This is a genomic window from Pseudomonas sp. PGPPP1 (assembly GCF_002255865.1).
In the GTDB taxonomy this organism is placed as follows: Bacteria; Pseudomonadota; Gammaproteobacteria; order Pseudomonadales; family Pseudomonadaceae; genus Aquipseudomonas; species Aquipseudomonas cremoris.
Genome location: NZ_NKIG01000040.1, coordinates 1 through 18,524, shown reverse-complemented (window position 1 = coordinate 18,524; position 18,524 = coordinate 1). Strand labels below are relative to the sequence as shown.

Annotated in this window: 17 protein-coding genes; 9 read left to right on the top strand and 8 right to left on the bottom strand. The window is 58.0% G+C overall.

Features of this window, described 5'->3' with window-relative positions:
• Positions 1–115 precede the first annotated feature (115 nt).
• Entirely contained in the window at positions 116–1,300 is a 1,185-nt protein-coding gene (gene punC / locus CFE47_RS28400; RefSeq protein WP_286842112.1) for a purine nucleoside transporter PunC, read from the bottom strand.
• Between the two features lie 122 nt (positions 1,301–1,422).
• Here punC and punR point away from each other — a divergent pair, with 122 nt between their 5' ends.
• Entirely contained in the window at positions 1,423–2,337 is a 915-nt protein-coding gene (punR, locus tag CFE47_RS28395) for a DNA-binding transcriptional activator PunR (RefSeq protein ID WP_286842111.1), read from the top strand.
• Between the two features lie 120 nt (positions 2,338–2,457).
• On the opposite strand, the gene CFE47_RS28390 is transcribed toward punR, so the two are convergent.
• Positions 2,458–3,627 carry an aspartate aminotransferase family protein gene (locus tag CFE47_RS28390; protein ID WP_286842109.1) on the bottom strand — a complete coding sequence of 390 codons (1,170 nt, stop codon included), beginning with the start codon at positions 3,625–3,627 and terminating at the stop codon, positions 2,458–2,460.
• Between the two features lie 102 nt (positions 3,628–3,729).
• On the opposite strand from CFE47_RS28390, the gene CFE47_RS28385 reads away from it, so the two are divergent.
• On the top strand, positions 3,730–4,635 hold the full coding sequence (locus CFE47_RS28385) for a LysR family transcriptional regulator (RefSeq protein WP_185708701.1): 906 nt from the start codon (positions 3,730–3,732) through the stop codon (positions 4,633–4,635).
• Here the strand turns inward: CFE47_RS28385 and CFE47_RS28380 are convergent.
• Both CFE47_RS28380 and fabV read right to left on the bottom strand, forming a co-directional pair.
• Complete coding sequence (locus tag CFE47_RS28380) at positions 4,632–5,255, bottom strand: HAD family hydrolase (protein ID WP_286842105.1); 624 nt, start codon at positions 5,253–5,255, stop codon at positions 4,632–4,634. The genes CFE47_RS28385 and CFE47_RS28380 overlap by 4 nt on opposite strands.
• Before the next feature lie 209 nt (positions 5,256–5,464).
• Positions 5,465–6,658: an enoyl-ACP reductase FabV gene (gene fabV, locus CFE47_RS28375; protein WP_286842103.1), complete on the bottom strand. Its 1,194-nt coding sequence runs from the start codon at positions 6,656–6,658 to the stop codon at positions 5,465–5,467.
• 309 nt (positions 6,659–6,967) lie between these two features.
• Here fabV and CFE47_RS28370 point away from each other — a divergent pair, with 309 nt between their 5' ends.
• Both CFE47_RS28370 and ppnN read left to right on the top strand, forming a co-directional pair.
• A complete protein-coding gene (locus CFE47_RS28370) occupies positions 6,968–7,792 on the top strand; it encodes an aspartyl/asparaginyl beta-hydroxylase domain-containing protein (RefSeq protein ID WP_286842101.1) in 825 nt (274 codons plus the stop codon).
• Between the two features lie 151 nt (positions 7,793–7,943).
• Positions 7,944–9,317 (top strand): nucleotide 5'-monophosphate nucleosidase PpnN, encoded by a 1,374-nt coding sequence (gene ppnN / locus CFE47_RS28365; protein ID WP_286842099.1) that lies wholly within the window; start codon positions 7,944–7,946, stop codon positions 9,315–9,317.
• A 1-nt stretch (position 9,318) separates the two neighbouring features.
• On the opposite strand, the gene CFE47_RS28360 is transcribed toward ppnN, so the two are convergent.
• The 3 genes from CFE47_RS28360 to mqo form a co-directional block, all read right to left on the bottom strand.
• On the bottom strand, positions 9,319–9,711 hold the full coding sequence (locus CFE47_RS28360) for a RidA family protein (RefSeq protein WP_286842096.1): 393 nt from the start codon (positions 9,709–9,711) through the stop codon (positions 9,319–9,321).
• Positions 9,712–9,828: 117 nt separating this feature from the next.
• The gene (locus CFE47_RS28355; protein ID WP_185708695.1) at positions 9,829–10,158 is read right to left on the bottom strand and encodes a YXWGXW repeat-containing protein; all 330 of its coding nucleotides are present in this window, start codon (positions 10,156–10,158) and stop codon (positions 9,829–9,831) included.
• 264 nt (positions 10,159–10,422) lie between these two features.
• Positions 10,423–12,069 carry a malate dehydrogenase (quinone) gene (mqo, locus tag CFE47_RS28350; protein ID WP_286842094.1) on the bottom strand — a complete coding sequence of 549 codons (1,647 nt, stop codon included), beginning with the start codon at positions 12,067–12,069 and terminating at the stop codon, positions 10,423–10,425.
• Positions 12,070–12,552: 483 nt separating this feature from the next.
• Between mqo and CFE47_RS28345 the strand changes: the two genes are divergently transcribed.
• Positions 12,553–13,740: an MFS transporter gene (locus tag CFE47_RS28345; RefSeq protein ID WP_286842090.1), complete on the top strand. Its 1,188-nt coding sequence runs from the start codon at positions 12,553–12,555 to the stop codon at positions 13,738–13,740.
• A 48-nt stretch (positions 13,741–13,788) separates the two neighbouring features.
• Here the strand turns inward: CFE47_RS28345 and CFE47_RS28340 are convergent, their stop codons facing one another.
• Entirely contained in the window at positions 13,789–13,998 is a 210-nt protein-coding gene (locus tag CFE47_RS28340) for a hypothetical protein (protein WP_286842087.1), read from the bottom strand.
• A 246-nt stretch (positions 13,999–14,244) separates the two neighbouring features.
• On the opposite strand from CFE47_RS28340, the gene CFE47_RS28335 reads away from it, so the two are divergent.
• From CFE47_RS28335 to tal, 4 genes are all read left to right on the top strand, one after another.
• Positions 14,245–14,904: a Wzz/FepE/Etk N-terminal domain-containing protein gene (locus CFE47_RS28335; RefSeq protein WP_286842085.1), complete on the top strand. Its 660-nt coding sequence runs from the start codon at positions 14,245–14,247 to the stop codon at positions 14,902–14,904.
• Between the two features lie 416 nt (positions 14,905–15,320).
• Positions 15,321–16,160 (top strand): lipopolysaccharide kinase InaA family protein, encoded by an 840-nt coding sequence (locus CFE47_RS28330; RefSeq protein WP_286842083.1) that lies wholly within the window; start codon positions 15,321–15,323, stop codon positions 16,158–16,160.
• Between the two features lie 100 nt (positions 16,161–16,260).
• Positions 16,261–17,256: a tRNA dihydrouridine(20/20a) synthase DusA gene (gene dusA, locus CFE47_RS28325; protein WP_286842081.1), complete on the top strand. Its 996-nt coding sequence runs from the start codon at positions 16,261–16,263 to the stop codon at positions 17,254–17,256.
• A gap of 210 nt (positions 17,257–17,466) precedes the next feature.
• A complete protein-coding gene (tal, locus tag CFE47_RS28320; protein ID WP_286842078.1) occupies positions 17,467–18,393 on the top strand; it encodes a transaldolase in 927 nt (308 codons plus the stop codon).
• Positions 18,394–18,524: the final 131 nt, after the last annotated feature.

Genomic DNA, 18,524 nt, shown 5'->3' with positions numbered 1-18,524 from the left:
TCAAATGTGGGAGCGGGCTTGCTCGCGAAAGCGGTGTGTCAGGTAAAGACTTACCGGCTGGTCCACCGTATTCGCGAGCAAGCCCGCTCCCACATTTTTCGATCGTATTGCCAGATCAAGCGCTCGCCAGTTCGGAATTATCCGACTTCGGCCGCGCCAACCAGTAACCCAACACCGCCAACGGCGCAGTCGCCAACATCACGATCACGGTAATCAGCAGCGGTTGCTCGATCATCGACGACACCAACAAACTACTGAGAAAGCACAGACCCAGTTGCAGGGTGTTTTGCAGTGCTGCCGCCTTGCCGGAGTTTTCCGCAAAAGGCATCAACGCATTCGCGACGACGATGGGGTAACTGGCACCGTTGACCAGCGCCATCAGGCAGAACGGAATCAACAGGGTGGTCAGGGTCGGTATGGTCAACGTCGCGACCAGGTACAACGCCACCATGCTGATGCAGTAGGCCAGCAGCAACCACGGCAACAGCGTCTTGCCCTGAAAGTGTTGCAGGGCGCTGCGGCAACTGTAACCGCCCACCAGAAACGCCAGCGTCGGCAGCACATAGCTCAAGCCGATGTCATTCGGGCTGTAGCCCATATCGCCAAGAATGAACGGCGAAGCGGTCAACCAGGCAAAGAAACTGGCCGAGCACGCGGCGAAGATCATCACGTTGCCGGTAAATACACGAGAGGTAAGCAACTGGCCATAGCCCAAGCGCGTCGTTTCGCCTTCAACCGCCTGACGTTTCGGCACGCTGCGCAGGAATAATGTCGGCAGCAGCAACAGCAGTGAAACGCCCAGCAATACCCCGAAAATCGCCTGCCAGCCAAAGTGGTTCAGCACCATCGCGCCTAACAGCGGTGCCAGTGCGGGCGACAGCGACATCAACGGCATGATGCTGGCGAATACGCGGTGGGCCTTGTCCGCCGGGTAGCGATCAATCACCAGCGCCTGCCAGCTTACGGCGGCGGAACACACGCCAATCGCCTGCATGAAACGCAGTGCCAGCAGCTGCGGTGCAGTCTCGACCCAGAACATCCCGGCGCATCCCAGTACAAACAGGCTCAGGCCCGCGAGCAGGATGGGTTTGCGCCCCAGGCGGTCAGACAGTGGCCCCCACAGCAATTGCCCCACCGCAAAACCAGCCAGGAAAATGCTCAAGCTGGCGCCTACTGCGCCCGCGCCAATCTGCAACTGCTCGCCCATGGCGCCGAACGCCGGCAAGTACATGTCCATGGCGAGGTAACCGAGCATACTCAGCCCCGCCAGATACCAGGTAAAACAAAAAGAATTTTTCATCGAAGCCTTGTAGATCTTGCCATCAAACTATTTGCTGACTGACGCCCATTATGAAGCTGACAGTTTCTGTGTGAAGCGATAATAATTGAACACTCTTATCAATAATTTTGAAGGCAACTGCCATGTGGTCCGAATACTCCCTGGATGTAGTCGATGCGGTGGCGCGCCATGGCAGTTTCAGCGCCGCCGCCCAAGAACTGCACCGAGTGCCATCGGCCATCAGCTATACGGTGCGTCAGATTGAAGAGTGGCTGGCGGTGCCGTTGTTCGTGCGGCGACATCGCGATGTGGAACTGACGCCCGCCGGCCGCCTGTTTATAGATGAAGCTCGGGGCGTGATGAAAAAAATGCTCGGCACACGGCGCCTGTGTCAGCAAGTGGCCAATGGCTGGAGTGGGCAATTGAAGGTGGCGGTGGACTCCATCGTCAAACCTCAGCGCTGTCGGCAATTGGTGCTGGATTTCTATCGGCAGTTTCCCGAGGTGGAATTGCTGCTGGAATACGAGGTGTACAACGGTGTGTGGGATGCCCTTGCGGATGAGCGCACCGACATTGTTATCGGTGCGACCAGCGCGGTGCCGGTAGCCAGTCATTTCACTTTCCGCGATATGGGTTTGCTCAACTGGCTGTGCGTGGTCAGCGCGAAGCATCCGCTGGCGGCCGTGCAGGGTTTGCTCAGTGATGATCAACTGCGCCCGTTCGCCTCGCTGTGCATGACCGACACCTCGCGCAACCTGCCCAAGCGCGACACGTGGACCTTGGATAACCAGCGGCGGCTGGTGGTACCGAATTGGTCCTCAGCCATCGATTGCCTGCGCGACGGCCTGTGTGTCGGCATGGCACCGGCGCATCAGGTATTGCAGTGGATCGAACGTGGCGAATTGGTAGCGTTGCAATTGAGCCGGCCGTTTCCGGCCAGCCCGTCGTGCGTGGCGTGGGCACAGAACAAGCTGTCCCCGGCGATGGCGTGGCTGTTGGACTACTTAGGGGACAAGGAGACGATGAACCAGGAATGGCTGAATGGGCATGCCCACTGAAAGACACGGAAATCCCCATGTGGGAGCGGGCTTGCTCGCGAAAGCGGTGGATCAGTCAGCTTGTTTGGCAATGACACACCGCATTCGCGAGCAAGCCCGCTCCCACACTTTGCTCTTATTTCAATCCAGCAAACGGGTGACGGCTCGCACAATCATCTCCACCTCCTTGGCATCCAGCGTCAGCGGCGGCAGCAGGCGGATGATCTTGCCCCGGGTCACGTTGATCAACAGGCCATGCTCCTGGGCGGCGCGTAGGGCCAGGTCACGGTAAGGGCTGGCCAACTCGATACCGATCATCAAGCCTTGCCCACGGATGGCCACCACCTGCGGGTGATCCGCCAGCTCCACACGTAACCGCGCCAACAGGCGTTCACCCTGTTGCGCGGCATTCTGCAGCAAGCCCTGTTCTTCAATGATATCCAGCACAGTGCAGCCCACCCGACAGGCCAACGGGTTACCGCCGAACGTACTGCCATGGCTGCCGGGCGTGAACAGCTGGGCCACACCGAACCGGGCCAGGCAAGCGCCAATGGGCACGCCGTTGCCAAGGCCTTTGGCCAGGGTCATCACGTCAGGCACGATGCCTTCGTGCTGGAAGGCAAACCAAGTGCCGGTACGGCCGATGCCGGTCTGGATTTCGTCGAGCATCAGCAACCAGCCGTGACGGGTGCAATGTTCGCGCAAGGCTCGCAGGTAACCCGGCGGGGCTGGCAACACACCGCTTTCGCCCTGGATGGGTTCCAGCAGGACTGCGGCAATACGCACTCCAAACCGTTGGGTAAGTGCTTCGATGGCGGCGATATCACCAAAACCAACCTTGAGGAAATCCCCCGGCAACCGTTGGAAGCCCAGGCGCACCGAGGGCCCATCGCTGGCCGCCATGGTGCCAAGGGTGCGACCGTGAAAGGCGTTCTCCATCACCACCACCAACGGCTCTTCGATGCCCTTTTTCCAGCCGTGCAAACGCGCCAGCTTCAGCGCCGTCTCGTTGGCTTCGGCGCCGGAGTTGTTGAAAAACGCCTGGTCCAGCCCCGACAGCTCGGTCAGGCGTTGGGCCAACCGTTGTTGCCAATCGATGCTGTAGAGGTTGGAGGTGTGCAATAACAAGCCAGCCTGTTCACTGATGGCGGCCACCAGTTTGGGGTGGGAATGCCCGACGTTGGTCACTGCCACACCGGCTACGGCATCCAGGTACTCACGCCCCTGCTGATCCCACAGACGGGTGCCCAGACCACGGGTGAAGCTCAAGGGCGAAGGTTGATACGTGGTCATCAGGCAGGCGGCGGTCATGGCGTCGAGCTCCAAGCATTGTGTGGGTGTGCCCAGTATCGTTAGCCATCAGAGCTGGATAAACTGGGTTTACCTGCAATTACTTTAAAGCTGGACTTGATAATGGACCTGTTCCAAGCAATGACGGTGTACGTGAAGGTGGTGGAAACCGGCAGCATGACCGCCGCCGCGCAGGAGTGCGGAATGTCGACCACCATGGTCAGCAACCATCTGCGCGCGCTGGAACAACGGCTGGGGGTCAGCTTGCTCAAGCGCACCACGCGCAAACAGAGCCTCACCGAGTTTGGCGGGCAATATTACCAACGCTGCCTGGAAGTCCTGGGACTGGTGGCCGACTCCGAGCTGCTGGCCGAGCAGATCCACAGCGAAACCCCCAAAGGCAACCTGCGTATCACCGCGCCCCCCGTGTTCGGCACCGAACGCCTCGTGCCGGCCTTGAGCGAGTTTTCCCAACGATACCCGCTGATCAACCTGTACGTAGTGCTGAGCAACGAGCGGATGGACTTGGTCGACAGCGGCTTCGACGTGGCGATCCGCCTCGGCGAACTGGAAACCTCCAGCCTGATCGCCAGACCCATGCAGGCCTACACCCTCACCCTCTGCGCTTCACCTGAGTACCTGGCGCGACGCGGCACGCCACAGACGCCCAACGACCTGCAGCATCACGACTGCCTGGCGTTCGCCTACCCGGCGAACGACAACTGGCGTGATACCGACAAGCTCTGGCGCATGACAGGCGATGACGGCGAGGTGGAGGTTCCAGTGGCCGGCACATTGACCATCAACAGCTCGCAAGGCTTGCGCCAGGCGGCTGTAAACGGCATGGGCATCATCATGCTGGCCGATGCCCTGGTCCAACCGGACCTGGAAAGCGGCAAGCTGGTGGCCTTGTTGACCACCTATCAATTGCCCAGCCGCCCCATGCACCTGCTGTATCGCCAGGACCGCTACCGCTTGCCCAAACTGCGCGCGTTCGTGGATTTCGTGATGGAGAAGTGGGCGCGCTAGAAGCCCACACCCAACTCACGCAGGCGCGCCGCTGTGCGCTCGGCCGACACATGGTGGATCCCCTGCCAACCAAGCGCGACGGCTGCCTCGATATTGCCCGCCACATCGTCGATAAACACCACTTCACTGGCTTGGATATCCGACAGATGAACACGTACCTGGCTAAGGCTTGCGTGATAGATCGCCGGATCAGGCTTGATCAGCTTCAATTCGCCGGACACCACGATGTCGCGAAAATGCTGCAGGAACGGATAGTGGGCTCGGGCATACGGGAAGGTTTCGGCTGACCAGTTGGTGAGCCCGAACAACGGCATGTTGGCGCTATGCAAGGCTTCAAGGATCGCCACACCGTCCGGCAACGGGCCGCGCAGCATTTCATGCCAGCGGTCGTAATAGGACTGGATCAACGTTTGATGCTGGGGATATCGCTCGATGAGGCTGCGAGTGCCCTCGGCCAGGGAGCGGCCGGCGTCCTGCTCGGTGTTCCAGGCCTGGGTGCAGATGTTCTCGAGAAACCATTGCCGTTCGTGGTCGTCGGCAATCAGCTTGCGGTAGAGGTGCTGCGGGTTCCAGTCGAACAGGACACCGCCGAAATCAAAAACTACTGCACGAATCGTCATCAGATCCTCCGTTAGCGTGAGTGATAGCGAAGGGATTCTGGCAGATCTTGCAGAAGGGGTGCACTCAGCGGAGCGTAAGACGGGTCTGAGAAAACACAGATCGAATGTGGGAGCGGGCTTGCTCGCGAAAGCGGTGTATCAGTCGCCCTATTCAGTGACTGACACTACGTATTCTCGAGCAAGCCCGCTCGCACATTTTTCGACCGTGTTTAAGCCTGGATCAGGCCATTGATCTTCACGGTCGGGTTCACGTCAGCGTCGTAATCCACGCCGTCGATTTCAAAGCCGAACAAGCGCAGGAATTCAGCCTTATAGCCTGCGAAATCGCTGATCTCATTGACGTTGTCGTCGGTGACCTGGTTCCACAGTGCAGCCACGGCGTCCTGGACTTTAGGCTCAAGCTCAGCCAGGTCGGCACGCAGGCGGCCGTCGGCGTCGAGTTTCGGCTCGCTGCCGTACAAGCTGTCCTTGAACAGGCCGTAGACCTGCTCGATGCAGCCTTCGTGGGTGCCCTGCTCTTTCATCACTTTGAACAGCAGCGACAGGTACAGCGGCATGATCGGGATCGCCGAGCTCGCCTGGGTGACCACGGCCTTGAGCACCGACACACGGGCGTCGCCTTTCAGCGCAGCGAGGTTGTCGCGCAAGGTCAGGACTTTCTTGTCGAGGTCTTTCTTGGCTTCGCCGATGGAGCCGTTCCAGTAGATGTCCTGGGTCAGCTTCTCGCCGAGGTAGGTGAACGCGGTGGTCTTGGCGCCTTCGGCCAACACGTCGGCGTCACGCAGGGCGTCGATCCACAGCTGCCAGTCTTCGCCGCCCATCACTTTGACGGTGCCGTCGATTTCTTCCTGGGTCGCAGGCTCAAGCGTGGTGTCGACCACAACGCCCTTGTCGGTGTTGATCCCGCGCAGGGTCACGGCCTTGCCGATCGGTTTGAGGGTGGAGTTGTGCACCACGCCTTGCGGGTCGGTACGGCGTGGCGCGGCCAGGCTGTAGACCACCAGGTCGACCTTGCCCAGGTCCTTCTTGATGGTTTCGATGGTCAGGCGCTTGATCTCGTCGGAGAACGCGTCGCCGTTGATGCTCTTGGCGTACAGGCCTTTTTCGACAGCAAACTTCTCGAACGCGGCGCTGTTGTACCAGCCAGCCGAGCTCAACTTGCCTTCTTCGCCTTCTTTCTCAAAAAACACGCCCAGGGTGTCGGCGCCGCAGCCAAACGCGGCACTGATGCGCGCGGCCAGGCCGTAGCCGGTGGAAGCGCCGAGAACCAGCACCTTCTTGGGGCCGCCTTCGATGGCGCCGTGCTGGGTGACGTAGTCGATCTGTTCCTTGACGTTCGCTTCACAGCCAACAGGGTGAGCGGTCACACAGATAAAGCCACGAACCCGCGGTTTGATGATCATAAAATTTCTGCCTCTTCCAAGGGGTCGACGGCCAGTGGTGGCCATTCAACTTCATTCGTACCGGTCTATGACGTCCGAAAAACCGAAGCGTCACGATAGTCGCAAATCTTGCGTTTACAAAATCCAATCAACAAAACGCTGAGCGGGTTAAAAACTGTGTAAAGCCTTCACAATTTCGCAATATTTAAAACGCCCGACTCAGGGATAAAGCCCTATTATAAGGAGATTGTTTCCATATATTTCAAAGCCTGGCATATCACGATGCCGGGGGCTGGAGTCTATACATCTTCCCCGCTGGAGCTGAGCTTCATGAGTGCGAGTGTCATCCGCAAGAGAATGGTTTCGGCCGCCTGGGTGCTGGGCGTGTTGCTGATCATTTATTGCTTCCCGGTTACTACCCTGGTGTTCCTGGCCCTGGTGCTGGTGTGCGGTGTCTACGATTTTTTGCGCAACGGCCTATACGACCGCGCGACCATCAAGAAATACTTCATTGGCAGTGGTCGCAACACCTGGCTTTTGGCGCCGTTCAACACGCTGTTCGACCTGCTGAGTTCGCGCAACCGCCACGTTTACACGATGAACGACTTGCCCGCCGCGTGGCGTAAAGACCTGCAACAGGTAATCGACGACGCCATGGCCCACAAGGATGAAATCATCGGCTACCTGGACGAGCGCATGGCGGAAAAAAAGCGTGGCATGCTGTTTTTCCAATGGTACGGACGGCCCATCGAAACCACCCTCGACATTCCGAAACTCCGGGAAAAACTGCCGTTCGTGAAAACCATCGGTGTGTCCGTGTTTAACGAAAACCGCTCGACCTCCTTTCACTTCGGCCCCCTGCGCATGATGTTCCGCGTGCTCTACAACATGGCGCCGGCGCCCCATCACGACGGCGTGTACATCCAGGTTGGCAAGCACAAGCATTACTGGCACGACGACCCGCTGTTTATCTTCGATGACACGCTGATGCATGCGTCCTTCAACAAAAACGACGCAAAGCGTTACTGCCTGTTTATCGATATCGTGCGGCCGACGTCGTTGCCTTCGGTGCTCAACGCCGTGATTGCGGGCTTTGCCGGGATGGTCTTTACCCTGCGTCGGGTTTTCTACAAAAACTGGAAGCTGATTCAGTAAGTTCTGCGGCATGATGGTGCCGGACGGGGTTTGCACTCGGCCTTGGGCCTGAGGTAAAAAACCGTCCCGTGCGACCGAATTCGGCGCCCACCCTTCTCAAGCCATCGCGGCGCCTTCAAGGGCGCGGTGGCTGCGCCTTCAAGGAATCAGAATGCCCCAACGTCAAGTCATCAATGCCTCCGTCAGCCCCAAGGGCAGCCTCGAAACCCTGTCCCAACGTGAAGTCCAACAACTGAGCGAAGCCGGTAGCGGCAGCATCTACACCCTCTTCCGTCAGTGCGCGCTGGCCATCCTCAACACCGGCGCGCACATCGACAACGCCAAGACCATCCTCGACGCCTATAAAGACTTTGAGGTGCGTATCCACCAGCAAGATCGTGGCGTGCGCCTCGAACTGTTGAATGCTCCGGCCGACGCTTTCGTCGATGGCGAAATGATCGCCAGCACCCGTGAAATGCTGTTCAGCGCCCTGCGCGATATCGTCTACACCGAGAACGAGCTGGACAGTCAGCGCATCGACCTGAGCAATTCCCAAGGCATCACCGACTACGTGTTCCACTTGCTGCGCAACGCCCGCACCCTGCGCCCCGGTGTCGAGCCGAAAATCGTGGTGTGCTGGGGCGGGCATTCGATCAATACCGAAGAATACAAATACACCAAGAAAGTCGGCCACGAACTGGGCCTGCGCAGCCTCGACGTCTGCACCGGTTGCGGCCCTGGCGTGATGAAAGGCCCGATGAAAGGCGCGACCATTTCCCACGCCAAGCAACGCATCACCGGCGGGCGCTACCTGGGCCTGACCGAGCCGGGCATCATCGCAGCCGAGGCGCCGAACCCGATCGTCAACGAACTGGTGATCCTGCCGGACATCGAAAAACGCCTGGAAGCGTTCGTGCGTGTCGGCCACGGCATCATCATCTTCCCGGGCGGCGCAGGCACGGCGGAAGAGTTCCTGTACCTGCTGGGTATCCTGATGCACCCGGACAACCGTGACCTGCCGTTCCCGGTCATCCTCACGGGGCCGAAACACGCAGCGCCCTACCTGCAGCAACTGCACGCGTTTGTCGGCGCCACGCTGGGCGAAGCCGCACAGGCGCACTACCAGATCATCATCGACGACCCGGCCGAAGTGGCTCGCCAGATGACCGCCGGGCTCAAGGCAGTGAAGCAATTTCGTCGTGAACGTAATGACGCCTTCCACTTCAACTGGCTTCTGAAGATCGATGAGGGTTTCCAGCGCCCGTTCGACCCAACGCACGCCAATATGGCCGCGCTGCAACTGAGCCACTCGCTGCCACCGCATGAGTTGGCCGCCAACCTGCGCCGCGCGTTCTCAGGCATTGTGGCAGGCAACGTGAAGGACAAGGGCATCCGCCTGATCGAGCAAAACGGCCCATACGAGATCCACGGCGACCCGGCCATCATGAAACCGCTGGACGAGTTGCTGCAGGCCTTCGTGGCGCAGCACCGCATGAAATTGCCAGGCGGCGCGGCGTATGTGCCGTGTTATCGCGTGGTTCAATAACTCAGCGCTGTACCGCCACACATTTGATTTCCACCAACAAACCGGGATGCGCCAGTTCTGACACGCCAATAGTCGTCCAGGCGCAATGCCCGCGTGGAAACAGGCGGTTTTTCACTTCACGAAAAACCGCCATGTGCTGGCTCATGTTGACGTGGTAAGTGGTCATGTCCACCACATCCTCGAAGCTGCATCCGCCCTCCTCCAACACCACTCGCAGGTTCTCCCAGGCGGCGACGAATTGCGCCTCTGGGTCGTCGATCACAGCCAGTTCTGGCGTGCGACCGACCTGCCCCGCGCAGTAAAGGGTGTTGCCGACCTTAACTGCCGGGACGTAACCCGCGCGCTCGACAATAGGGTGCATGGCGGCAGGGATGATGAGGCGGCGATCGGTCATGGACTGTCTCTCTTTACGGTCGTCTACAGGCGTGTCGATGGGGTAAGTCGGGCAATCTTTGTACCTGTTCCGATCAGCCCACGCCACACACAGTGGCCGCTTCGATCTAGCCGGAGATCAACGTATCCAGCCCCCCACCTGCCAGTGGTAGCCGTCATTGCGTTGTACCCAGTGCGGATGCACGTAACGATAACCTTCGCGCACCTGCTCCCAGTGACCGTGTACCGCAACGTATCGCCCACCTTCCCAACGCCAGTAGCCGCGCGACCAGATGTAACCGTAACGGGGTGCGGGCTCGACCTCGATCACCTGCACCGGTGGCGGTTGCGGAGCGACGACTTCAACGTACTCCCGTTGGACCGGCCCACGCTCATGCACAACACGCTCTTGCACACACCCGGACGCCGCGACGACAACTGCCGCCAATGCCGCATAACGTAGCAACATACACATTCCTCGGGCGTGATCGCCCAACACATACACCGGTAAAAAATGCCCCCTTGCTACAGCCTCGCTCCTGCTTGGCTCTGGGATATTTTTAACAGGTCGTGTCTGTCGGCTTGCTGAACCCGTTGCGACCGAAACGAAGCAGCAAAGGCGTAGGTAATCCGGCTGCTCGATAAGCCAGGAAACGCCATCGCCAACCACCGCCCAATAAAAAGCCCGCTGACCGTTACCGGTTCAGCGGGCTTTGTTGCATCTCGACTTGGCTTACAGCGCCAGGTCAGACGCCGGCTTGCTCGGCTCAGCCGCAGGCTTGGTAGCCTCGGTGGCTTTTGGAGCAGCCAATTGCGGAATCGCAGGCGGTGGAGTCAGTTGCAGGACGCCGGCGGTGTAGGCCCACTCCTTGGCAACCGCTTCCGGGCTGTCGTTCAGCTTGGTGCCGTAGCTCGGTACGATCTGGTGCAGCTTGGCCTGCCACTCAGGGGTCGCAACCTTGTCCTTGAACACTTTCTGCAGCACGGTCAGCATGATCGGAGCCGCGGTGGACGCGCCTGGCGATGCACCCAGCAGGCCTGCGATGGAGTTGTCGGCAGAGCTGACCACTTCGGTACCGAGTTTCAGCACGCCGCCCAACTCTGGGTCACGCTTGATGATCTGCACGCGCTGACCGGCTTGCCACAGGCGCCAGTCTTCTTTCTTGGCGTTCGGGAAGTACTCTTTCAGGGCGTTGTAGCGGTCGTCATCCGACAGCATCAGTTGGCCAGCAAGGTACTCGACCAGTGGGTACTCACGCACACCAACACGGGTCATAGGCCAGATGTTGTGGGTGGTGGTACTGGTCAGCAGGTCCAGGTACGAGCCTTCTTTCAGGAACTTGGTCGAGAAGGTGGCGAATGGGCCAAACAGAATTACGCGCTTGCCATCCAGTACGCGGGTGTCCAGGTGCGGAACCGACATCGGCGGTGCGCCAACCGAAGCCTTACCGTAGGCCTTGGCCAGGTGCTGCTCGGCGATAGCTGGGTTATCGGTAACCAGGAACGAACCACCAACCGGGAAGGCCGCGTAGTCCTTGGCTTCAGGAATACCCGACTTTTGCAGCAAGTGCAGTGCACCGCCGCCGGCGCCGATGAACACGAACTTGGCGTCGGTTTCAGTCTTGGTGCCGTCTTTCAGGTTTTTGTAGCTCACACGCCACGAACCGTCGGCGTTACGGGTGATGTCCTGCACTTCGCTCGACAGTTTCAGGTCAAACTTCGGCGTGGTTTGCAGGTGGGCAACGAACTGGCGGGTGATCTCGCCGAAGTTCACGTCGGTGCCGATCGGGGTCCAGGTGGCCGCGATTTTCTGGTTCGGGTCACGCCCTTCCATCATCAGCGGAACCCACTTGGCGATCTGCGCCGGGTCTTCGGAGTACTGCATGCCAGCAAACAGCGGGCTCGCTTGCAGGGCTTCGTAGCGCTTTTTCAGGAACTTGATGTTGTCATCGCCCCACACAAAGCTCATGTGCGGCGTGGAGTTGATGAACGAACGCGGGTTCTTCAGCACGCCCTGCTGGACCTGCCAGGACCAGAACTGACGGGAGATCTGGAACGCTTCGTTGATCTCGACCGCTTTCGGGATCTCAACGTTGCCGTTCTTGTCTTCCGGGGTGTAGTTCAGCTCAGCCAGGGCCGAGTGACCGGTACCGGCGTTGTTCCAGCCGTTGGAGCTTTCTTCGGCCACGCCATCAAGGCGCTCGACCATCTCCATCGACCAGTCCGGCTGCAGCTCATTGAGCCATACACCCAGGGTTGCACTCATGATGCCGCCGCCGATCAGCAGCACATCGACTTTCTTTGCCTCTTGCGCGTGAACGGAGCTGATCCCCAGCGACAAAGCCAGCCCTAGCAAGGCAGTGTTTACTTTTTTAAACATCAGTAGCACCTATGATAAAACGCCATCCGCCCTACCACCCCGGATCATGAGCAAGCCACCATTACGCTGCGCCAGGCAACGCACCGCGGGGTTCACACATTCACTTGAGGGCCGCAGGGTGGGCACACAAGGTCGATGTATCGACCTCACTTTTATGTCCCTTCTGCGCTGACTTTTTATCATTATTGGCTTCAGCTACCTGGGCGACAGCCAATCGCTGGGACGTATACGGATGTACGCACCAGAAAGAGACTAGACCAAGACGGCGCGCAGAATATCACGGCAAACGGCGTTTATGCGCCGTTTGGCCAATTGACAGCTCTAAATCGCAGCTTTTAACGCGCCGGTGTCAAGCGTGGCAGCCGCGACCTGAGGTCACAGGCCTGGAACTCTCACGCCAACGGCTGTTCTAGACACCTTCGACGCCGCTTGCGTAGCATCGACGGCTCTTCTTCGTACCCCCCCATCCATACAGAGTTACCCATGACTATCCAGCAAACACCCGGGCACGTACTGCCCGCGCGCAGCGCCGCCAAAATGGAAGCTGCCATGGCCGTGGGCGCCTTCGCGATCGGTACCGGCGAATTTTCCATCATGGGCTTGATGCCCGACATCGCGCAGAACTTGGGCTTAAGCGAACCCCAAGTCGGCCATGCCATCAGCGCCTACGCGTTGGGCGTCATGGTTGGCGCCCCACTGCTGGCGATTCTCGGCGCCAAATTGCTGCGAAAACACATGCTGCTGTTGCTGATGGGCCTGTACGCCTTGGGCAACTTGGCCACGGCGTTTACCCCGACCTTCGGCTCGCTGGTGGCCTTCCGCTTTATCAGCGGCCTGCCCCACGGCGCCTATTTCGGCATCGCTGCCGTGGTCGCCTCCAGCATGGTGCCCACTGACAAACGCGCTGGCGCTGTCGCACGCGTGATGATGGGCCTGACCCTGGCCATGCTGCTCGGCAACCCCATTGCCACCTTCCTCGGCCAACACTTGGGCTGGCGCTCGGCGTTCGCATTGGTCAGCATGATCGCCTTGTGCACCATCGCCTTGGTCTGGCAATTCGTTCCCCACCGCCACGACGAACAACGCAGCGACCCGCGCAAGGAACTGCGCGCCTTCACCAAACCCCAGGTGTGGATGGCACTCTCTATTGGCGCTATTGGCTTTGCCGGCATGTTCTGCGTGTTCAGCTACCTCGCCCCGACCATGCTCGAAGTGACCAAAGTGTCGCCGCAGTGGATTCCGTTTGGCCTGGCGGCGTTTGGTGTGGGCGGCATCATCGGCAACATCGCCGGCGGCAAGCTCTTTGATCGCATGCAGTTCCGTGCGGTGGGCTTGATCCTGGTGTGGTCGATGGCCGTGCTGGTGCTCTTCCCGTTTGCCGCCGGGTCGTTGTGGAGCGTGCTTCTGGGAATCGGCTTGGTGGGCACCATGGTGTCAATGGCCGCACCGCTGCAGATCCGCCTGATGGACATCGCGCACGAGGCGCCTAGCTTGGCAGCTGCGTCCAATCATGCGGCGTTCAACCTCGCCAACGCACTGGGCCCGTGGTTTGGCGGGATGGCGATTAGCGCGGGACTGGGATGGACCAGTACCGGCTATATCGGAGCAGCCACGGCACTGGTCGGGCTCGGCGTTTACCTGATTGCACGGCGCATGCCGGGCGGGCATTGATTAGGTAGATAAAAGCTAAGTGGGCAGGTAAGTCTGCCCACTTCGATCTCAATCGTGCAGCAAGTCGGAACTGTACTGGTTGAAACTATTACCAATCCCGCTTCCTCCGAAGTTTACTCTGGTCGCGTTGCCAGACCCGTGGCCATCGAGGGATTGGCAACCTTCGGAGAGGCACGTGCTGGTGCTCATGCCTGAACATGCGCTAACAACCAGCGCTGCGCCGGCAATGATCATGGCTTTGATAAGGTTCGAGCGCATATTTCAAGTCCCTGAAGGTTGAGGCGTGAACGTTTATATCGTTCGGGTGATCGTATGCCGGTGAGACGCTGACATTCATGAAAACTCAATGAGCGACAGCTACGGTTCAGGGTGCGGTGGGTAGTGAAGGTGTTAAGTGACGCACTTACAAAACAAGAAGTATTCTCATTTATATTAAATGGAATAATAAGTGTCTGATTGTGTTTTTTTCTCTACAATTCGGGAACGTTTAGAAAGGAATTTTTCGTGAGCATTTCAACGAATTCAAATAACCGTCCTAGTGATGAGATAGATCTGGTCCCGCTGATCCAAGCCCTCTGGACGAACAAGATAACTATCCTGGCGACAACAGTTGCAGGCGCTGTCATTTCATTATCCCTATATATGACGTCGGCAGAGGAATGGACAGCCAGCACTTACATCACAAAATCATCACTTTATAACTTGTATAAAGAAGTGAATAAAAATGAGCAGGTTGCCGGTACTTCGATACAGCCAGTAGAACTGCAACTGTATAGCTCAATACAAAGTGATATTTTCTACACCGCGATGGGCGTCATGGCGTCGCAATCCATCGCACTGAAAGAAACCGCGCCAAAGACGGGGAGGAATGAGGCCGTTCTCTATATCGCCTCAGCTACCGCGCCTTCCGCAGAGCAAGCCAAATCTCAGCTCAAGACAGCAATGGACACTGCGAATAACGAAGCCATTGCGCTAAACCTGCCAGCTTTAGCTCCTGAAAATAGCGTGAGAGCCTTCAACACGCTTGACGAAGTTAAAATCGGAAACAGCAAAAACAACAAAAAACCTGCCGCACTTGGCGCCTTTTTAGGCTTAGTACTTGGGGGCATATTCGTGATTGGCCGCGTCCTGCTCCGCCAATACAAAAACTCGAATCCCGCTTAAGACCATTCATACCAACTCGCTGGTCAACCTATAAATAGCGTAGACCAGCGAAAGCGTAACTAAAACGATAAAAAATTTCGCATAAAGTGTTGTTTTCATTGTTAGCACTTAAAGTTTGAAATAATGGCGCAATGCCATTATTGCACCACGCAATTATTTTTTCACGCCAATTTTCTCCCTCCCGAAGAACAAAAATCCCGCCCACTTGCGCGATGAAACTCAGCAGAATTTCAGTGCTGACCGCCAACCACACGGCCAAAAAAACCCACAAAAACAACGCACAGTCAATTATGGAAAACCCTTAAAGCTACCTTTGTGACTTAAATTTAATGTTTGGACAGGTCATGTTCAGGTTGGATCCAATAGGTACAGCCTGTAACATATCTGTCATATTTCACGAACAACAAGGATGTGTTTTGAGCTTTCCTGACAACACCGTGCTCCAGAGCTTTCCTGCAACCCTCAACCACCGCAACGCGACGATCTTCACCGCTCACCGCACCGACTCCAGCGCTCAGCAAGCAATTGAGGATTTGATCGACGCCCGCCTTCAATTGCGAGACCGCGTCAGCGCTCCCCTCAAAGGGATGGAGAACGACCTGTTCGCCAAATCCCAGCCCCTTGACAGCCTCAGACCAAAGCTAAGAGTGACGTTCGGGCGCGCAAAGCGCGACGGAGCGTTCGACTGGCCAGTAGAAGAAGTCATCAATACCCTCGGCGCACAAAAACGCGGCGCCCCCGTCGCCGGCCTGTACGGTTTCGGCTACAGGAAATCAGCTCTCGGCCTGATCCAGGAATTCTTCATATTCACCGAAATGCTCGACGGCCACCTTAATGGGCTCACATGGCTCAAGCGCGAACGCAACATTCAGAACCTGATTCACGTGTCCTTTAACCTGCTGCATGCTTTACACAGCAAAGACATCGTCCACATGGATTTCTGGGCCAACAACGTAATGATCGATCCGCAGCAACCCACACGAGCCAAGGCAATCGATCTGGAAAACTGCTTCCTCGCTCCCACGGATCACCTCACCGAAGTCCTGGCGTTCCAATTCGGCTTTTATTACCGTCGGGAAATTTTCCGGTTCGTGATCGAGCACGATTACGATCGGATGGTTTTTGAAGAGCTCGACAAATATGACGGCATTGATCGTCGCCGTTTTGATGAGATTTACGCGCTAAGCAAACATGAGAATATAAGTCGCCGGGCACGACGCGAGATTTTTCATAAAGGGACGGTTGTTACAGGGTGAGCCCCGGCAATCACACAAGCGCTGAAGAGGTAGGCCCGGAAACCTGCCTCTGGATTCCTGATAAACTCACGCATTCTGCCCTACCCACTCAGATTGCCCAATGCCCCTGACGACCGTTCCACCGCAACCGCTTACCCGTCGCTTTTCCGTCGCCCCTATGATGGATTGGACCGACCGCCACTGCCGGTTCTTCCTACGCCTGCTCTCCAAACACGCTCTGCTTTACACCGAGATGGTTACCACCGGTGCGATCCTGCACGGCGATCACGAGCGCTTCCTGCGCCACAATGAAGCAGAGCATCCTCTCGCGCTGCAGTTGGGCGGCAGCGTCCCCGCCGACTTGGCCGCCTGCGCCCGCATGGCCGAGGCTGCCGGTTACGACGAAGTGAACCTGAACGTCGGCTGCCCCAGCGATCGGGTGCAGAACAATATGATCGGCGCGATTCTGATGGCGCATCCTGCGCTGGTAGCAGATTGCGTGAAGGCAATGCGGGATGCAGTGTCGACTCCCGTGACGGTGAAGCACCGCATCGGGATCAATGGGCGGGACAGTTATGCCGAGTTGTGTGATTTCGTCGGTACGGTAAAAGACGCGGGGTGCACCAGTTTTACGGTGCATGCGCGAATTGCCATTCTGGAAGGATTGTCACCCAAGGAAAACCGCGACATTCCGCCGTTGCGGTATGACGTGGCGGCGCAGTTGAAGCGGGACTTTCCTGATTTGGAGATTGTGCTTAACGGCGGGATCAAGACGCTGGAAGAATGCCAAGAGCATTTGCAGACGTTTGATGGGGTGATGCTGGGTCGCGAGGCTTATCACAATCCATATTTGCTGGCGGAAGTGGATCAGCGGTTGTTTGGTAGTGACGCGCCGGTGATCAGTCGGGCGGAGGCGTTGACGCAGTTGCGGCCTTACATTGCCGAGCATTTGGCGACCGGTGGCTCGATGCACCATATCACCCGACATATTCTCGGGCTGGGGACGGGGTTTCCGGGGGCGCGCAAGTTCAGGCAGTTGTTGTCGGTGGACATTCACAAGGCGAGTGATCCGTTGGCGTTGCTGGATCAGGCTGGGGCGTTGCTGGAAGGACGTTGAGCGCACGGGCGGTGCCTGCGGGTTTGAATCCGGTCTTATGGGATTCGGTTGAACCTGCCGGCCGTTTTGCCCTCCTATTTAGCACCAAGGCCAATCTTTCAAACGGCCGTTTTCAGGTTGTTGCCCTCGCAAACGATCGAACGCATTTGCGCCTTGAGCGCCTGTCAGCGCTCGGGTAATGTCAACAGACCCATAGGACAGAGCACGCCCATGACTTCCAAGCTGGAACAACTCAAGCAAATCACCACTGTCGTAGCCGATACCGGCGATTTTGAAGCTATCGCCCGGGTCAAACCGCAAGACGCCACCACCAACCCTTCCCTCCTGCTCAAGGCCGCCTCGATCCCTGCGTATGCCAAGCTGCTGGATGAGTGCGTGAAGGACTGCAACGGTGACGTGGGCCTGGCCAGCGACCGCTTCGCGGTGGCGGTGGGCCAAGAGATTCTGAAAGTGGTTCCGGGGCGCATTTCCACCGAAGTGGATGCCCGCCTGTCGTTCGACACTGATGCCGTGCTCAAACGTGCGCACCGCCTGATCGACTTGTACGAAAAGGCCGGTATTGGTCGTGACCGCGTACTGATCAAGATCGCATCCACCTGGGAAGGCATCCGCGCTGCAGAGACGCTGGAAAAAGAAGGCATCCAGACCAACCTGACCCTGCTGTTCTCCTTTGCCCAGGCCGTGGCTTGTGCAGAAGCGGGCGTGTTCCTGATTTCGCCGTTTGTGGGCCGTATTTACGACTGGTACAAGAAAGCCAATGGCAACGACTACACCGGCGCTGATGATCCAGGCGTGCAGTCGGTGACACGCATTTACAACTACTACAAGGCCAATGGCTACAAGACCGTAGTCATGGGCGCAAGCTTCCGTAACTTGAGCCAGATCGAAGAGCTGGCCGGTTGCGATCGCCTGACCATCAGCCCGGACCTGCTAGAGAAACTGGCTGCCGATAACGGCAAGCTGGAACGTAAGCTGTCGCCGGGTCATGCCGGTGAAGCGCGGGTACATTTGACTGAAGCGCAGTTCCGTTGGGAGTCCAACGAGGATGCGATGGCGACTGAGAAGCTGGCAGAAGGCATCCGCCAGTTTGCTCGGGACCAGGAGAAGCTGGAAGCGCTGTTGACTGCCAAGTTGTAAGGCAGGTGTCCAGTCCTGAAATAGGTTTACACCTATTTCAGCCTCAAAACGCCCGATGCACCGCATCGGGCGTTTTGTATTTCAGCGATAGATGTGGCCGCTCGCTGTTATAGATCTGCACCGATTGATCC